Origin of the sequence: Streptomyces sp. NPDC050988, from assembly GCF_044456225.1 — a bacterium.
Classification (GTDB): Bacteria; Actinomycetota; Actinomycetes; order Streptomycetales; family Streptomycetaceae; genus Streptomyces.
On record NZ_JBITFQ010000028.1, the window covers coordinates 52,647 to 67,575 of the forward strand.

The following is a 14,929-nucleotide window of genomic DNA, read 5'->3' on the forward strand; positions in this document are numbered from 1 at the left end:
CGCGCCCCTAGGGGGCGTCCTCCGCCACGCGGCGGCCGTAGACCTCTACGACCCTTCTGAGCGAATCGTCCAGGTATACGCCGAGCAGGCTCTCGGCCTCCTCGCGGTCGCCGTCCTGGAGGGCCTGCAGTATCTGGCCGTTACGGGCGAGGTACGGCTCGTGGAGCCGGCGGGGGTCGTCCACGAGGTGGAAGGCAAGGCGCAGTTCGGCGAAGACGCTGCGCATCAGCTCGTCGGTGCGGGCGCTCCCGGCGAGTGCCACCAGTTCCCGGTGGAAGTGGATGTTGGCCGTACCCAACTCTTTCCAGTCACCTTCGCGGGCCGCCCGCCGCCCGGCCGCGACGGCCCCGGCGAGACCGTCCACCGCGTAGGGCGGTTCGCCGAGTCCGCGTACGACGGCGCATTCGACGAGGCTGCGGGTGCGGTAGATGTCCTCGACGTCCTCGACGGTCAGGACCCGCACGAAGACACCCCGGTTTAGCTGGTGGACCAGCAGCCGTTCGTGCGTGAGCAGCCGGAACGCCTCGCGCAGTGTGTTGCGCGAGACGCCGAGCGCGGCGCCGATGCTGTCCTCGGACAGCCGTGCGCCGGGCGGGAAGAAGCCCTCGGCGATCCGGCTTCTGAGGATGTCCGAGACCCGCTCGGCGGTGCTGGTGCGACCCAGCAGCGCGCGGTCGTCCGCCAGTCCGTTCAGTTCGGCCACGCCCGAATTCAATCGCAGATACAAGAACGAAACAACGTGGGTATTGAGGGATCGTTCAACGATCCTCTACCTTGCTAGTCAGGCACCGGCCGCTCGTCCCGGAGCCGACGGCTTCCGCACGCCACAGTTCGGCACCGCAATCGCTCCCGCACGCGACGACCCGCACGACCACCGCTCCCGTACGGCTCAGTCCTCAAGCACCCTCCCGTCCCTCATCTGTGAGGTGCCCATGAGCACGACCCCTCCACCTCAGGCCCTGAACACCGAGACGCGCCCCGAAGCGGGTGAACCCACCGCCGACGAGGGCGCGTTCGCCTGGCTGCGGGCCCTGGGTCCGCGCGGCCGCCGCGCCTTCGGCGGCGCGTTCGGCGGCTATGCGCTGGACTCGTACGACTACTTCACGCTGCCGCTGAGCATGGTGGCCCTGTCCGCGTACTTCGGTCTCAACAGCGGCCAGACCGGACTGTTCACGACCGTCACGCTGGTCGTGTCGGCGATCGGCGGCGCGGCCGCGGGTGTGATCGCGGACCGGATCGGGCGCGTCAAGGCGCTGATGATCACCGTCATCACGTACGCGGTCTTCACCGTGGCCTGCGGCTTCGCGCCCAACTACGAGACCCTGCTGGTCTTCCGCGCTCTCCAGGGGCTCGGTTTCGGCGGTGAGTGGGCGGTCGGCGCGATCCTGGTCGCCGAGTACGCGAGCCCCAAGCACCGGGGGCGCACGCTCGGCGCGATCCAGAGTTCCTGGGCCGTGGGCTGGGGACTCGCCGTGCTGGTCTACACGCTGGTCTTCCAGTACCTGGACGACGACCTCGCCTGGCGCGTGATGTTCTGGACCGGGGCGCTGCCGGCGCTGCTCGTCGTCTGGGTGCGCCGCAATGTGAAGGACGCTCCGGAGGCGGCCCAGCGCCGCGAGGAGAGCCCCGAGAAGGGCTCGTTCGCCACGATCTTCAAGCCGGGCACGGCCGCCGCGCCCGGACTGCTGAAGACGACGATCTTCGCGGTCCTGCTCTCCACGGGCGTACAGGGCGGCTACTACACGCTGGCCACCTGGGTCCCGACCTACCTCAAGACGGACCGCGGGCTGTCCGTCGTCGGCACCGGCGGCTATCTCACGTTCCTGATCTCCGGGGCCTTCATCGGCTATCTGACCGGCGGTTATCTCACCGACAAGCTGGGCCGCAAACGCAACATCCTGCTCTTCGCGATCCTCTCGGCGGTCTGCATCCTGGCCTACGCGAACATCCCGAGCGGCGCCAACACCCTTGTCCTGGTGCTCGGTTTCCCGCTCGGCTTCTGTATGTCGGCGATCTTCAGCGGCTTCGGCTCGTTCCTCAGCGAGCTGTACCCGACCGCGGTGCGCGGCACGGGACAGGGCTTCACGTACAACACCGGCCGTGCCGTGGGCGCGGTCTTCCCGACGGTCGTCGGCTTCCTGGCCGACAGCTGGGGTGTCGGAGGCGCGCTGGTCTTCGGCGCGATCGGATACGGCCTCGCGGCGCTGGCCCTGATCGGTCTGCCCGAGACCCGTGGGAAGGAGCTCCTGTGAACCGTACGCAACACCGCCCCCTGAACCTTCTCGACGACCACGCGCACGCGTGGAGCCCGGCGGAGGCACGTTCCCGGTTCCGTTCGGGAGTGTCGGGTTCCACCGCGGGCTGCTCGGCGGGCCACACCCAGGCGAACCTGATCTCGGTGCCGGCCGACTGGGCGTACGACATGCTGTTGTTCTGCCAGCGCAACCCGAAGCCCTGCCCGGTGCTGGACGTCACCGACGCCGGTTCCTGGACGACCGTGCTGGCCGGCGACGCCGACCTGCGGACCGATCTGCCGGGCTACCGGGTGTGGGAGCACGGCGAGTTGGCCGAGGAGCCGACGGACGTGCTGGCCCACTGGCGCGACGACCTCGTGTCGTTCCTCATCGGGTGCAGCTTCACGTTCGAGTCGGCGCTGTCCGACGCGGGGGTGCCGATGCGCCACATCGAGCAGGGGCGCAATGTCTCCATGTACGTGACCAGCCGCCAGTGCCGTCCTGCGGGGCGGCTGCACGGCCCCATGGTGGTGTCGATGCGGCCGGTGCCGCCCGAGCACCTGGCCACGGCGATCCAGGAGACCAGCCTGCTGCCCGCGGTGCACGGCAGCCCGGTGTACTGCGGCGATCCGGGCGCCCTCGGCATCGAGGACCTCGCCCGCCCCGACTTCGGTGATCCCGTGGACGCCGAGCCGGACGACATCCCGGTGTTCTGGGCCTGCGGTGTGACGCCGCAGGCCGCGGTGATGGCCTCACGGCCGCCGTTCGCGATCACTCACGCGCCGGGCCAGATGTTCATCACCGACGCCCGCGACGAGCAGTACCGCGTCGCCTGACCGGGAGGAACGGCACTCCATGAGCACCATCGATCTGAACGCCGACCTCGGCGAGGGCTTCGGCCGCTGGCAGCTGACCGACGACGAACAGCTGTTGTCCGTCGTCACCAGCGCCAACGTGGCCTGCGGCTTCCACGCCGGGGACGCGGCCACCATGCGCAAGGTGTGCGACCTGGCGGCCGAGCGCGGTGTACGGATCGGCGCCCAGGTCTCCTACCGGGACCTGGCGGGCTTCGGGCGGCGTGCGATGGACGTGCCGCCCTATGAGCTGGCGGCCGAAGTGGCCTACCAGATCGGTGCCCTGGAGGTCTTCACGCGCGCGGCGGGCGCGCGCGTGGCGTACGTCAAACCGCACGGCGCGCTCTACAACCGTGTCGTGCACGACGAGGAGCAGGCCGGCGCGGTCGTGGCGGGCGTGATGCTCGCGGACGCCACGCTCCCGGTGCTCGGACTGCCCGGCTCGCGTCTCCTCGACGTGGCCGGGAAGGCCGGACTCCCGGTCGTCACCGAGGCGTTCGCGGACCGCGCCTACACCGACGAGGGCACGCTCGTGCCGCGCGGCCGGGACGGTGCGGTGATCACCGATCCGACCGCCGTCGTGGAACGCTCGGTCGCCCTCGCCCGTTCTGGTGTCGTGACGTCCCACTCCGGGCGTGACATCCCGGTCCGGGCCCGCTCCTTGTGCGTGCACGGCGACACACCCGGTGCCGTGGACCTGGCCCGCCAGGTCCGGGCACGGCTGGAGGAGTCCGGCATCCGCGTGGAGGCGTTCGTATGAGGGCACTGCCGGTCGGCGACCGTGCGCTGCTCGTCGAGGTGTCCACCGACGAGGAGGCACAGGCCCTGCACGCCGATCTGCTCCGCCGCCGCGCGGAGGGCTCGCTCTCCGTGCGCGAGATCGTCCCGGCGGCCCGTACGGTCCTTCTGGACGGCCTCGACGATCCGGCCGGGCTGGCCGCCCGGCTCACCACGTCGAAACTGCCGCCCGCACCCCCGCGCGCGCAGGAGGTGGTCGAGATAGCCGTCCGCTACGACGGCCCGGATCTCGCGGCCGTCGCCGACCACTGGGACGTTTCCCCGCAGGAGGTCGCGCGGATCCACGCGGCGGCCGAATTCCGGGTCGCCTTCTGCGGGTTCGCCCCGGGCTTCGGCTATCTGACCGGGCTCCCGGCCCGCTACGGCGTGCCCCGGCACGCGACACCCCGTACGACGGTCCCGGCGGGTTCCGTGGGCCTCGCGGGCCCGTACACGGGCGTGTATCCGCGCTCGTCGCCGGGCGGCTGGCAGCTGATCGGGACGACGGACGCGGTCCTGTGGGACCACGCGCGCGTGCCCGCCGCCCTATTGTCGCCAGGCACGCCGGTCCGCTTCGTCCCGGTGGAGTCCTGATGACGGACCGCGCACTCGCCGTCGTACGGGCCGGAGCGCTGACCACCGTGCAGGACCAGGGCCGCCCGGGCCACGCGCACCTGGGCGTGCCGCGCTCCGGCGCCCTCGACGCGCCCGCCGCCGCCCTGGTGAACCGGCTCGTCGGCAATCCGCCCGAGGCGGCCCTCCTGGAGACCACGCTCAACGGCTGCGACGTACGGCCGCGTTCGACCGTCACCGTCGCCGTCGGAGGCGCCCCGTGCCCGGTCACCGTGGACGGCCGCCCGGCCGACTGGGGAGCACCGGTGCGCGTGCCCGCGGGGGCACTGCTGTCCGTGGGAACGGCGGTCTCCGGAGTACGCAGTTACGTGGGCGTGTCCGGCGGAGTGGCCGTCGAACCGGTGCTCGGCAGCCGGTCGACGGACCTGCTGTCGGGCCTGGGCCCGCCGCCCCTCACGGACGGAATGGTGCTCCCCCTGGGAACGCCGATGGCCCCCCACGCGCGCGTGGACGTCGTCCCGCAGCCGCGGCCCCCCGCCGAACTCGTCCTGCGGGTGTCGCTCGGCCCACGAGACGACTGGTTCACGACGGCGGCGATCCACACCCTCACCACGCACACCTACCAGGTCTCCTCGGCGAGCAACCGCATCGGCCTGCGCACGGAGGGTCCCGCCCTGGAGCGGGCCCGACCGGGCGAACTGCCCAGCGAGGGAATGGTGTTGGGCGCCGTCCAGGTTCCTCCGGACGGCAGGCCCGTGGTCTTCCTCGCCGACCACCCGACCACCGGCGGCTACCCGGTGATCGCGGTCGTCCGCCCCGACGACCTCCCCGCCACGGCCCAGGCGGTCCCGGGCACGCCGGTGCGATTCGTGCCAGTACGCCGCCGCTGACGTCCGTGCAGCTTCAGTGAGGTCGCCGCGCTGCCGCGCCCTTCAGGGGCGCGGGGAACTGCGCGACAAGCCACAACGAACCGGCACCCGACAACGGCCCGACCCGCGGAGCGCTACGCCGCGTCCGGCTGCTCCCCGCTCACAGACAACGCGGCCAACGCCGCCGCCACCGCATGGGACGCACTGAGATCGAGCCGCGCGCTGGTCCCCCGCGCCCGATGACGCACCTCGGACGCGGCCAGACTGAGGAGTTGGGGCAACAGATCGGTACAGCGGCGAGCCACCCACCCGGTCCCGGCGGTGGCCAGCCACCAGAGGCTGGCCGACCGCGTGGGCTCGGGAAACTCGGGCTCGGCGGCAGGCGCGACCCCCGTCGCGGTGCCCGCCCCGGCGAGCAGCGCGTGGAAGTGCAGCGCGAGCTGCCGATGCCCCCGCTCCCCCGGGTGCAGCCGGTCCGAACTCCACATGGCCCGGTCGGTGACCCAGTCGCCCTCCGCGGCATGCAGGTGCACCGCCCCGTACCGCTCGGACAGCGCGTGCACGACCGCGTTCACGGCGCGCTGACGCCGTGCGAGCGGGCGGGCCAGCGCCCCGGGCAGCCCCAGCATCGCGCCGGGGTCGGGCAGACAGGCGGTGAGCAGGATCGCGCCCTGCCCGGTGAACGCGGCGTACACCTCGTCGAGCCGTTCGGCCACGGCGTGGATGTCGAAGGTGCACCGCAGGGTGTCGTTGACGCCGATGACGACCGAGGCGATGTCCGGCCCCTCGGCCAGCGCGGCCGGGGTCTGCCGTTCCAGGACGTCACGCGTCTGGGCGCCGCTGACCGCGAGGTTGACGAACTCCACGGGCGCGTCGGCCGGTGCGAGCCCGGCGGCGAGCAGCGCGGCCCAGCCGCGCCACTCCTCGCCCACGGGATCGCCCACCCCCTCGGTGAGGGAGTCACCGAGCGCCACGAACCGCAGGGGTCTCATACGACGCCCTCCCGAGCCCGTTCCACGGTGGGGGCCGTCGCGGGCGCCTCGGGCCGCCCCACGCGGACCTCGGCGTCGTGGGCGGTGAGGAACGCCTCGACGGCGGCCGGCCACCCGAAACAGGCCGCACGCGCGCGTGCGGCCTCCCGCCGCTCGCACTCGGGGCGGTCCAGGATCATCCGTATCTCGTCCGCGAACGCCTCTCCGTTGTCCGCGGCGGTGGCTCCGGCGGCGCCGACGACCTCCGAGAGCGCGGAGGAGGCACTGGCGACGACGGGCGTGCCGCAGGCCATCGCCTCCAGGGCGGCGAGCCCGAAGGTCTCGGCGGGCCCGGGGGCGAGGCACACGTCCGCGGACGCCTGGAGAGCGCTCAGGAGCGCGCGGTCGCCGACGTGTCCCAGGAAGGTGACCGGCAGCCGCCGTTCACGCGCCCGCTGTTCGAGGCGGGCCCGCAGCGGCCCGTCACCGGCCACCACGAGCACCGCGCGCCGCCCGCGGCGCAGCATCGCCTCCAGGGCTTCGAGCGCCGTGCCGGGCCGCTTCTCGACGGACAGCCGGGAGCACATCACGAGCAGGACCTCGTCCTCGCGCGCGTGCCGGGCCCGCAGCCCCGGGTCACGCAGAGCGGGGTGCCTGCCCTCCAGGTCGACGCCCAGCGGGGCGCGTACGACGTTGCGGGCGCCGATGCGGACGAACTCGCGCTCCGCGAACTCCGTGGTGCACACGATCCGTGAATAGTGGTGGGCGGTACGGATGTTGAGGGCGTCGGAGGTCCGTCGGGCCATGCCCTCGGAGAGGCCCCAGGTGCGCAGTACGCCGTCGGCGGTCTCGTGGGAGACCATCACGGCGGGCACCCGGGCGCGCCGCGCCCAGACACCGGTCCAGCGCAGCGTCGTACGGTCGGACACTTCGAGGCGGTCGGGCGCGAGCGCCTCCAGGAGGCCTGCGACACGCCGCTTGTCGGTGAGGACGCGGTAGCCGCCGGTGCCGGGCAGCAGCGGGCCCGGCAGCGTGATCACCCGCCCCTGTTCGGTCTGGCGGTCCGAGGCGCGCTCGCCGGGCACGATCAGTACGGGCTCGTGCCCGGCCGCCAGGTAGCCGGCGCCCAGCTCGCGCAGTGCGGTCCGCAGGCCGCCCGAGGCGGGGGCGACGAAGTTGGCGAGCCGGACGATCCGCAGGGGCCCGCTCATGCCGCGACCACCGCCCGTCCGGCGAGCACATCGGTGTAGTGCCCGATGAGCTGGTCGCCGACGGCCGCCCAGGTGCGGCCCTCGACGGTCCGCCGCGCCTCGGCGCCGTACGCGGCCCGCAGCTCGGGATCGGCGGCGAGCGACCACACCGCGTCGCGCACGGCGGCCTCGTCGCGCGGCGGGACGAGCAGTCCCGTCCGCCCGTGCGCCACCAGGTCGAGCGGTCCGCCCGCGGCGGGGGCGACGACCGGGACGCCGCTGGCCATGGCCTCCTGGACGGTCTGGCAGAAGGTCTCGAACGGTCCGGTGTGCACGAAGACGTCCAACGAGGCGAAGATCCGGGCGAGTTCGTCGCCGGTGCGACGGCCCAGGAAGACGGCGCCCGGCAGGGCCTGCGTCAGGCTCGGCTGACTCGGTCCGTCGCCGACGACGACCACGCGTACGCCCTTCAGGCCGCAGGCTCCGGCGAGGAGTTCGACCTGCTTCTCGGGGGCGAGACGGCCCACGTATCCGACGATCAGCTCGCCGTTCGGGGCGAGTTCACGGCGGAGTGTGTCGTCCCGGTGTTCCGGCCGGAACCGGACGGTGTCCACGCCGCGCTGCCACAGCCGTACCCGGGGCACACCGTGTGCCTCCAGGTCGTGCAGGGCCGGTGTGGAGGGGGCGAGGGTGATGTCGGCGGCGGCGTGGACCGAGCGGATACGGCGCCAGGCGGCCGCCTCACCCGCGTGCACGTAGGTACGGGCGTAGCCGGCGAGGTCGGTCTGGTAGACGGCCACGGCGGGGATGCCGAGCCGGGCGGCGGCCGTCATGCCACGGACGCCGAGGACGAAGGGGCTGGCCAGGTGGACGATGTCGGCGCGGTGTTCGGTGATCGCGGCGGCGACACGTCGGCTGGGGAGGGCGACGCGGACCTGGGGGTAGCCGGGGAGCGGTAGGGAGGGGACTCGGACGACGGGGCACGGCGCGTGGGCGTCGGGCCCGTTCCCGATGGGGGTCCCTCCCTGTTCGAGCGAAGTCGAGAACTTGGGGGAGGTGGCCGGGGCGACGACGATGGGGGCGTGACCGCGCTCGACGAGGTGTCGGGCGGTCTGGAGCGCGCAGTGGGCCACGCCGTTCACATCGGGGGGAAAGGATTCGGTCACGATGACGACACGCATACCCGTGTTGTCGTCGGGCCGGACGTGGACGCGTCAACGTGGATCTTTCCGGATGAGGAACGTCCCGTGAGCGTTGCGCTCCGCATGCCCCAGCATCACGGACCGGTCACGCTCCGGCGTCCGGGCCCGTACCAACGGGATACGGGCCGACGACGGAACGCTCACACGGCGGTCGCACACCGCTGTCCTACTCGGTCGCCTCACACGCCGGTCTCACGTCTCACACCGCTGTCCCACTCGGGTGCCTCACACGGCGGACGCGTCCGGGCCGATGCGGCTGCGTACCGCGGTCTGTACCTCGGCCTCCTCGGCCGGATCGGCGGCAAGCCGCCGGAGCTGGTCGACCACTCGGGCGTCACCGGTCTCGGCGTGCCGCGCGGCCACCTCACGGGTGGACTCCTCGCAGTCCCAGAGACACTCGACGGCGAATCCGGCGGGGAACGAGGGATCGGTGGCGGCCAGCGCACGGGCCGCGCGCCCGCGCAGATGGGACGAGGCGGTCTCCCGGTAGACATGTCGCAGCACGGGGGCCGCGTTGGCGATGCCCAGCCGTCCGGCGCCGTCGACGAGGGTCCAGAGGGTCGGGGCGTCGGGCCCGTCGCCCCGGACGGCCTCGCGCAGGGCGCCGAGGACGAGCTCCCGGTCCGGTGCGCCGCCCCGGCAGGCGAGGACGCGCCCGGCGGCCTCTCCGAGGGCGTCGGGCCGGTGGACCCAGCCGCGCGCCCGCTCCACGGCGGCGATGGACCGCATCCGTTCGAAGGCGTCCACGGCGGCGTCCACGACGAGCCGTGAGGCGGAGGCCTGGGCGGCCTCGATGAGATCGAGTACGCCGGGATCCTGGCTGTCGGCGAGATAGCGCAGGGCCGTGCAGCGCGCGCCGTCGTCCCCGGTGCGGGCGGCCTCGATGATCTCGGGGCGGTCCTCGGGCCCGGCGACGGCCGTGAGACATCGCGCGGCCGGCACATGGAGGGCCGCTCCGCGTTCGATGCCTTGCTGGGCCCACTCGAAGACGGCCCGCACGCTCCACCCCGGGCGGGGCCCGGACGGTCGCATCTGGCGTTGCCATCGGTCGAAGGAACCGGCTTCCTGGGCGCCGCGCACGCGTGCGCCGATGGATTCGCGGGGATCGTCGGCCCACAGGCGCCAGGGCCGCGGTTCGAAGGAGTCCCGTACGACGACCGCCAGCTCGGCCTCGCCCTCGGGATCCGCGGGGAACCGGGCGAGGACGGGGGCCGCGAGGGCGCGCAGTCCGGCGTCGTCGTCGCGCAGCGCCAGTTCGTCGAGGGCCCAGGCCCAGTTGGCGCCGCAGGCGGCGTACCGCCTGAGCAGTTCGAGCGCGTCCCGCCTGCCGTACGAGGCGAGGTGGCCGAGGACGGCCAGCGCGAGGCCCGTGCGTGACTCCTCGGTGTCGAGGACGTCGTCCGCGTCGAAGAGGTGTGCCTCGATCTCGTCGAGCTCGCCGCTCAGGTCGAGGAAGAGACGGGCGTAGTAGAGGGAGCGGTTCTCCACCTGCCAGTCGTGGCGGGGGTCGCGCAGCACACAGTGGTTCAGTGCCGCGAGCGCTTCGGCGCGCGGAGCGGTGAGCGCGTGCAGCGTGCCGTCGCCGCGGCCCCTCTGGAGCAGGCCGAGCAGCGTACCGCTGGGCGCTATGACCGGATCGAACATGGGAAACAGCCTCACATCAAGCGTCGACGCAACCGGGGATCCTGCTTTACCTGGCCGCGTGACAACACGTCGGGGCGCCCGCCGTTTCCTGCTTGCTGTAGACCATCTTCCTCTGCCTCTCGTCGGTGGCCCGTGCGGGCCGCATCACGGTCCGCGCGGTGCGGCAACACCTGCCCAGCCATCGCGTACGTGAATCACGACGTCATGATGACCCAGCGGTTCTCGCTGCCGCGACCGCATTTCCGGCGGCCCCGTACCGCCTCCCCCAAAATTGTTGTTTCGCCTGGTCAAGGCGTCTTGTTCAGTGCACGCCGAACAGTTCGAGCAATTCGGCCTTGCCGAACATACGAGCCGTGTCGACGGCGGAGGGCGTGCCCGCGGAGGGGTCGGCACCCGCGTCGAGGAGGACCCGGATCACGGCGTCCTCGCCCTTGAACACGGCTCCGGCGAGCGGGGTCTGGCCTCGGTCGTTGATGCGGTCGGCCTCGGCGCCGCGCTCCAGGAGGGCGCGAACGGCGTCGGCGTGGCCGTGGTAGGCGGCCAGCATCACGAGCGAATCACCGCGGTCGTTGGTGAGGTTGGCCGGAACACCCGCGTCCACATACGCCACCAGCGCCTCGGTCTGCCCCTGCCGGGCCAGATCGAAGATCTTGGTCGCCAGCTCCACGACCTCGGGGTCGGGGGCTTCACTCATCGGCGGGACCGCCTCTCACTGCGACAACACATGCGACAACGAACGGGACTGCGGGAACGTGCGGCCGTCAGCGGTGCGGCCGTACGAGTGAATCGCCAGCGTACTGGCTCCGCGGGCACATGACCGGGCCCGACCGAGGCAAAGATCACCACGAATCCGGCAAACCGTCGAGCGGCCGCCCTGGAGGCCCTGCCAGGCAGGGCCATCGGGATGAAATAAGCGGAATTTCACCCTGTTGCACCTTTTATCGTATGGATACATCCTGTGAGCCTGGAAGTACTCATGGTGACTGTCCCCATCGACCAGGAGAACGCTCATGATCCTGTCCATCTCAGGTGTGGTGCTGCTCGGCATCATCGTCTTCCTCTTCTTCCGCAAGGACGGACTCAAGGCCTCGCACGCGCTGGTCTGCGCCCTCTTCGGGTTCTACCTCGCGGGTACGGCCATCGCTCCGAGCATCACGGCAGGCGGCGCGAGCCTGGCCGGGCTGCTCGGCGGGATCAAGTTCTGACGCCCATCCCGTTCGCACGCACCTCCAGGAGACAGCAGTGGCCCGGCGCCCTCTTCCCCGCATTCTGAGTACCGGCAGCGCGCAGATCGCCCGCAGCCGGGACCTGGCCCGGACGGCCGCCGACAGCGCCACCGACGTCCTTCACCCACTGATCACGGTCACCCGTGGCCTGCGCCGGCTGGCAGCCGCCGGACGGCGCAAGTGGGCGGACACCCCAAAGGACCGGCGCGGTCCACTGCTGTTCCTGGTGGCTTCGGTCGTCCTGGTCGTGGCCCTCGTCCCGTACGGGCCGCTGCTCGCCATCGTCACCCTGATGGGTGCGTCGGCGTGGCACGGCCGGGACCGTACCCCGCCCGGGCCGATCGGCCCCGACGAGGCGCAGGCCAAGCGCCTCGAGTCGCTCTACGAAGCACTCGTCCCCTACTTCTCGGTTCCCGAGGACCCGGCCCCGCTCTACGCCCACGGCGGCGAGTGGGACAAGGCCTTCACCTCGTACGAGTTCGACGACACCGGCCGTGTCTCGCATCTCTCGCTCCACTACCCCGCGTACTTCACCGACGGGGAGGCGGACGCGCGTGCCCGTATCGAGCAGTTGCTGCACACCAAGTCGGGTCGCGGGCGCGAGTACCGCTTCGCGTGGGACGAGGAGGGCAACCAACTCTCGGTCACCGTGCTGCCGCCGCTTCCCACCGATGTCGCCGCCCAGCGTTTCGTCACGGCTCCGGGCGAGACCGTCCTCGGCTTCACCGACCCGGCCGGAGTCCAGCGCACACTTCCGCTCACCTTCGGCGAGGAGCGGCGGGACGCCCCGCCGGTCGTCTGGCGCACCGGTGCGCGCTCGACCGAGCCGCATCTCCTCGCGGTCGGCGGGCCGGGCAGCGGCACGACCACTCTTCTGCGCTCGATGGCGCTGCAGGCCCTGCAGCACGGCGACGTGCTGATCGTCGAGGGCGGCGGCAGCGGCGAGTTCGCGTGTCTGACCGGCCGCGACGGCGTCCTGGGCATCGAGTGCGGCCTGGCGGGCGCGCTGGCGAGCCTGGAGTGGGCGGCGCACGAGACGGAGCGCCGGCTCATCGCCGCGAACCGCGCCCGACAGGCGGGCCACACCCCGCCGGAGGACACCAAGCGCCCCCTCTGGCTGCTCCTCGACCGTCCGACGGTCCTCGGCCATCTCGCGGCGGCCGACGGCCGCAAGGATCCCCAGTCCCTCCTCCAGGTGCCGCTGCGCCACGGCCGCGCGGCCGGTGTGACGGTGGTGGTGGCCGAGCAGTTCGACGCCCTGGAGTCACTCAGCGAGGCGGTACGCGGACACACGCGCGCGCGTGTCGTGCTCGGCCCCGCGTCCGCGGGCCAGCTCGAAGCGGTGCTCGGGTCTCCCCCGCCCACGACTCCGACGCCCGACGTGCCGCCGGGCCGCGGCTACGCCCGGCTGGGCTCGGGCCCGGTCCACCGCCTCCAGGTCCCGGCAACCCCGGACCCGTACGACGAGGCGACGAGCGAGGCCCACCGTCAGGCGGTGGTCGGTCTGCTGCCGGCGCGCACGACTCCGGCGGACGCCGAGCCGACAGGCATGGCACCGGCGGACCACGCGGACGCAACACCGGAAAGCCCCGTGCGCTTCACCGCACCGGGTGCGGTGGGTGTCCCCGCGGAAGGCTGAACGGGCGGAGGGAGGGCGCCACGCACGAGGATGCGCGGCGCCCTCCCTCCGTCCGGTCCCCTCGCCGCCGGCCGGGTGGCAGTGGCCCGGAGTGCCGCGCCTCTGCCGGAGCGCAGGGCTCGGGAGACGTCACCGCACAAGGCGCATCCGACGAGGCGCATCCGGAGCGTCAAGCCACGAACGTGCGTGGCGCGTCCGTTCCGCCGTTCGCCCCCGACTCCACCAGCCGGGCGGCCGCGGCCAGGCGCGTCGCGGCTTCATCGGCCACCGCGCCGCCGACGGTGAACGGCAGCCGCACATAGCCCTCGAAGGCCCCGTCGACCCCGAAGCGGGGCCCGGAGGGGACGCGCACGCCCACCCGCTCGCCGACCTCGGCCAGCCGTGATCCGGACAGACCGCCCGTACGCACCCACAGGGTGAGCCCGCCGTGCGGCACGTCGTACTCCCAGCCGGGCAGTTCACGGCGCAGGGCCGTCACGAGCGCGTCGCGGTTCTCGCGTGCCTGGGTGCGTCGGATGTCCACGGCCTGCTCCCAGCCACCGGTGCTGAGCAGCCAGTTCACGGCGAGCTGCTCCAGGACGGGGGTGCCGAGGTCGGCGTACGCGCGGGCCGCGACCAGGCTGCGGATCACGTCGGGGGCGGCGCGGACCCAGCCGATCCGCATGCCCGCCCAGAACGCCTTGCTGGCCGAGCCGACGGTGATGACGGTGGACCCGGCCGGGTCGAAACCGCAGACGGGACGCGGCATTTCGAGGCCCTCGTCCAGATGGAGCTCGCCCATGGTCTCGTCCACGATCAGCACCGTGCCGGCGGAGCGGGCCGCGTCGACGAGCCGCCGCCGCTGGTCCTCGTCGGCGAGCGCGCCGGTCGGGTTGTGGAAGTCCGCGACGACGTACGCGAGCCGGGGCGCCGCGTCACGCAGTACCTGCCGCCAGCGGTCCATGTCCCAGCCCGCGAGCCCCTCGGCCATGGCGACGGGCACCAGCCGGGCCCCGGCCTCGCGCATCAGCTGAAGGATGTTGGCGTACGAGGGCGACTCGACAGCGATGCGCTCGCCGCGCCCGGCGAAGAGGTGGCAGATGGCGTCGATGGCGCCCATGGCCCCGGTGGTCACCATGATCTGTTCGGGCATGGTCGGGATGCCGCGCGCGGTGTACCGCTCGGCCAGCATCTCGCGCAGCGCGGGCAGCCCCGCCGGATAGTCGCCGTGCGTGTGGGCGTACGGCGGAAGCTCCTCCAGGGCACCCTGGACGGCACGGGTGAGCCACGGCTCGGGGGCGGGCAGGGCCGCACAACCCAGGTCGATCATGGAGCCGAGGGCCTCGGGCGGCAGCGGTTCAAGGCCGCGCGCGGGCAGTGGGTTCCCGGCCGGTACGGCCGTCCAGCTGCCCGCTCCCCTGCGGGACTCCAGGAATCCCTCGGCGCGAAGGGCTTCGTAGGCGGCCGCCACGGTGGTACGGCTCACGGAGAGGGAGAGGGCCAGTTCACGCTCGGCGGGCAGCCGCGCGGCGACGGGGACGCGCCCTTCGAGGACGAGCAGACGCACGCCGTCGGCGAGGGCGCGATAGGCGGGCGGGCGGCGTGTGCCGGGGCCCGCCGGGCGCTCCTGCTGGGAGTTGAGCAGCCGCGCGAGCTGAGCGGCACCCACCGCCGAGGTCCACTGCGCCATGATTTCCAGTCCACCTTCCCCGAATTGGCCATGGAAGAGGTTTCTTCTCAAGCCACAGAGTGTCACGGGTCAGGCCACTAT

General features: G+C 72.7%; 14 protein-coding genes. 7 read left to right on the forward strand and 7 right to left on the reverse strand.

Features of this window, described 5'->3' with window-relative positions:
- Positions 1-7: 7 nt before the first annotated feature.
- A complete protein-coding gene (locus tag ACIBEI_RS38385) occupies positions 8-703 on the reverse strand; it encodes a GntR family transcriptional regulator (protein WP_398895159.1) in 696 nt (231 codons plus the stop codon).
- Positions 704-932: 229 nt separating this feature from the next.
- On the opposite strand from ACIBEI_RS38385, the gene ACIBEI_RS38390 reads away from it, so the two are divergent.
- The 5 genes from ACIBEI_RS38390 to ACIBEI_RS38410 are packed head-to-tail and all read left to right on the forward strand — an operon-like array spanning position 933 to position 5,328.
- Positions 933-2,252 carry an MFS transporter gene (locus ACIBEI_RS38390; protein WP_307526760.1) on the forward strand — a complete coding sequence of 440 codons (1,320 nt, stop codon included), beginning with the start codon at positions 933-935 and terminating at the stop codon, positions 2,250-2,252.
- A complete protein-coding gene (locus ACIBEI_RS38395; RefSeq protein ID WP_398895160.1) occupies positions 2,249-3,070 on the forward strand; it encodes a putative hydro-lyase in 822 nt (273 codons plus the stop codon). The genes ACIBEI_RS38390 and ACIBEI_RS38395 overlap by 4 nt, the downstream gene beginning before the upstream one ends.
- A 19-nt stretch (positions 3,071-3,089) precedes the next feature.
- Positions 3,090-3,848 carry a LamB/YcsF family protein gene (locus ACIBEI_RS38400; protein ID WP_398895161.1) on the forward strand — a complete coding sequence of 253 codons (759 nt, stop codon included), beginning with the start codon at positions 3,090-3,092 and terminating at the stop codon, positions 3,846-3,848.
- Positions 3,845-4,459, forward strand: coding sequence for an allophanate hydrolase subunit 1 (locus tag ACIBEI_RS38405; protein ID WP_398895163.1), 615 nt, complete (start codon positions 3,845-3,847; stop codon positions 4,457-4,459). The genes ACIBEI_RS38400 and ACIBEI_RS38405 overlap by 4 nt, the downstream gene beginning before the upstream one ends.
- Positions 4,459-5,328 carry a biotin-dependent carboxyltransferase family protein gene (locus tag ACIBEI_RS38410; RefSeq protein WP_398895164.1) on the forward strand — a complete coding sequence of 290 codons (870 nt, stop codon included), beginning with the start codon at positions 4,459-4,461 and terminating at the stop codon, positions 5,326-5,328. The genes ACIBEI_RS38405 and ACIBEI_RS38410 overlap by 1 nt, the downstream gene beginning before the upstream one ends.
- A 113-nt stretch (positions 5,329-5,441) precedes the next feature.
- Here the strand turns inward: ACIBEI_RS38410 and ACIBEI_RS38415 are convergent, their stop codons facing one another.
- The 5 genes from ACIBEI_RS38415 to ACIBEI_RS38435 form a co-directional block, all read right to left on the reverse strand.
- Positions 5,442-6,299, reverse strand: coding sequence for an SGNH/GDSL hydrolase family protein (locus ACIBEI_RS38415; RefSeq protein ID WP_398895165.1), 858 nt, complete (start codon positions 6,297-6,299; stop codon positions 5,442-5,444).
- Positions 6,296-7,489: a glycosyltransferase gene (locus ACIBEI_RS38420; protein WP_398895166.1), complete on the reverse strand. Its 1,194-nt coding sequence runs from the start codon at positions 7,487-7,489 to the stop codon at positions 6,296-6,298. Before ACIBEI_RS38420 ends, ACIBEI_RS38415 begins: the two co-directional genes overlap by 4 nt.
- Entirely contained in the window at positions 7,486-8,649 is a 1,164-nt protein-coding gene (locus tag ACIBEI_RS38425) for a glycosyltransferase family 4 protein (protein ID WP_398895167.1), read from the reverse strand. Before ACIBEI_RS38425 ends, ACIBEI_RS38420 begins: the two co-directional genes overlap by 4 nt.
- Positions 8,650-8,895: 246 nt before the next feature.
- The gene (locus ACIBEI_RS38430) at positions 8,896-10,314 is read right to left on the reverse strand and encodes a HEAT repeat domain-containing protein (protein WP_398895168.1); all 1,419 of its coding nucleotides are present in this window, start codon (positions 10,312-10,314) and stop codon (positions 8,896-8,898) included.
- A 301-nt stretch (positions 10,315-10,615) separates the two neighbouring features.
- The gene (locus ACIBEI_RS38435; RefSeq protein ID WP_269654984.1) at positions 10,616-11,008 is read right to left on the reverse strand and encodes an ankyrin repeat domain-containing protein; all 393 of its coding nucleotides are present in this window, start codon (positions 11,006-11,008) and stop codon (positions 10,616-10,618) included.
- Between the two features lie 316 nt (positions 11,009-11,324).
- Between ACIBEI_RS38435 and ACIBEI_RS38440 the strand changes: the two genes are divergently transcribed.
- Both ACIBEI_RS38440 and ACIBEI_RS38445 read left to right on the forward strand, forming a co-directional pair.
- On the forward strand, positions 11,325-11,519 hold the full coding sequence (locus ACIBEI_RS38440; RefSeq protein ID WP_055611072.1) for a hypothetical protein: 195 nt from the start codon (positions 11,325-11,327) through the stop codon (positions 11,517-11,519).
- Positions 11,520-11,556: 37 nt separating this feature from the next.
- Positions 11,557-13,179, forward strand: a complete 1,623-nt coding sequence (locus tag ACIBEI_RS38445) for a hypothetical protein (protein ID WP_398895169.1) — start codon at positions 11,557-11,559, stop codon at positions 13,177-13,179.
- Between the two features lie 169 nt (positions 13,180-13,348).
- Here the strand turns inward: ACIBEI_RS38445 and ACIBEI_RS38450 are convergent, their stop codons facing one another.
- Positions 13,349-14,848: a PLP-dependent aminotransferase family protein gene (locus tag ACIBEI_RS38450; RefSeq protein ID WP_398895171.1), complete on the reverse strand. Its 1,500-nt coding sequence runs from the start codon at positions 14,846-14,848 to the stop codon at positions 13,349-13,351.
- Positions 14,849-14,929 lie beyond the last annotated feature (81 nt).

Bases quoted from the DNA above. Each gene is read 5' to 3' on its own strand.
- ACIBEI_RS38430 (WP_398895168.1), bottom strand. From the start codon at position 10,314: ATGTTCGATCCGGTCATAGCGCCCAGCGGTACGCTGCTCGGCCTGCTC.
- ACIBEI_RS38405 (WP_398895163.1), top strand. From the start codon at position 3,845: ATGAGGGCACTGCCGGTCGGCGACCGTGCGCTGCTCGTCGAGGTGTCC.
- ACIBEI_RS38420 (WP_398895166.1), bottom strand. From the start codon at position 7,489: ATGAGCGGGCCCCTGCGGATCGTCCGGCTCGCCAACTTCGTCGCCCCC.
- ACIBEI_RS38400 (WP_398895161.1), top strand. From the start codon at position 3,090: ATGAGCACCATCGATCTGAACGCCGACCTCGGCGAGGGCTTCGGCCGC.
- ACIBEI_RS38415 (WP_398895165.1), bottom strand. From the start codon at position 6,299: ATGAGACCCCTGCGGTTCGTGGCGCTCGGTGACTCCCTCACCGAGGGG.
- ACIBEI_RS38425 (WP_398895167.1), bottom strand. From the start codon at position 8,649: ATGCGTGTCGTCATCGTGACCGAATCCTTTCCCCCCGATGTGAACGGC.
- ACIBEI_RS38390 (WP_307526760.1), top strand. From the start codon at position 933: ATGAGCACGACCCCTCCACCTCAGGCCCTGAACACCGAGACGCGCCCC.
- ACIBEI_RS38440 (WP_055611072.1), top strand. From the start codon at position 11,325: ATGATCCTGTCCATCTCAGGTGTGGTGCTGCTCGGCATCATCGTCTTC.
- ACIBEI_RS38450 (WP_398895171.1), bottom strand. From the start codon at position 14,848: ATGGCGCAGTGGACCTCGGCGGTGGGTGCCGCTCAGCTCGCGCGGCTG.
- ACIBEI_RS38435 (WP_269654984.1), bottom strand. From the start codon at position 11,008: ATGAGTGAAGCCCCCGACCCCGAGGTCGTGGAGCTGGCGACCAAGATC.
- ACIBEI_RS38410 (WP_398895164.1), top strand. From the start codon at position 4,459: ATGACGGACCGCGCACTCGCCGTCGTACGGGCCGGAGCGCTGACCACC.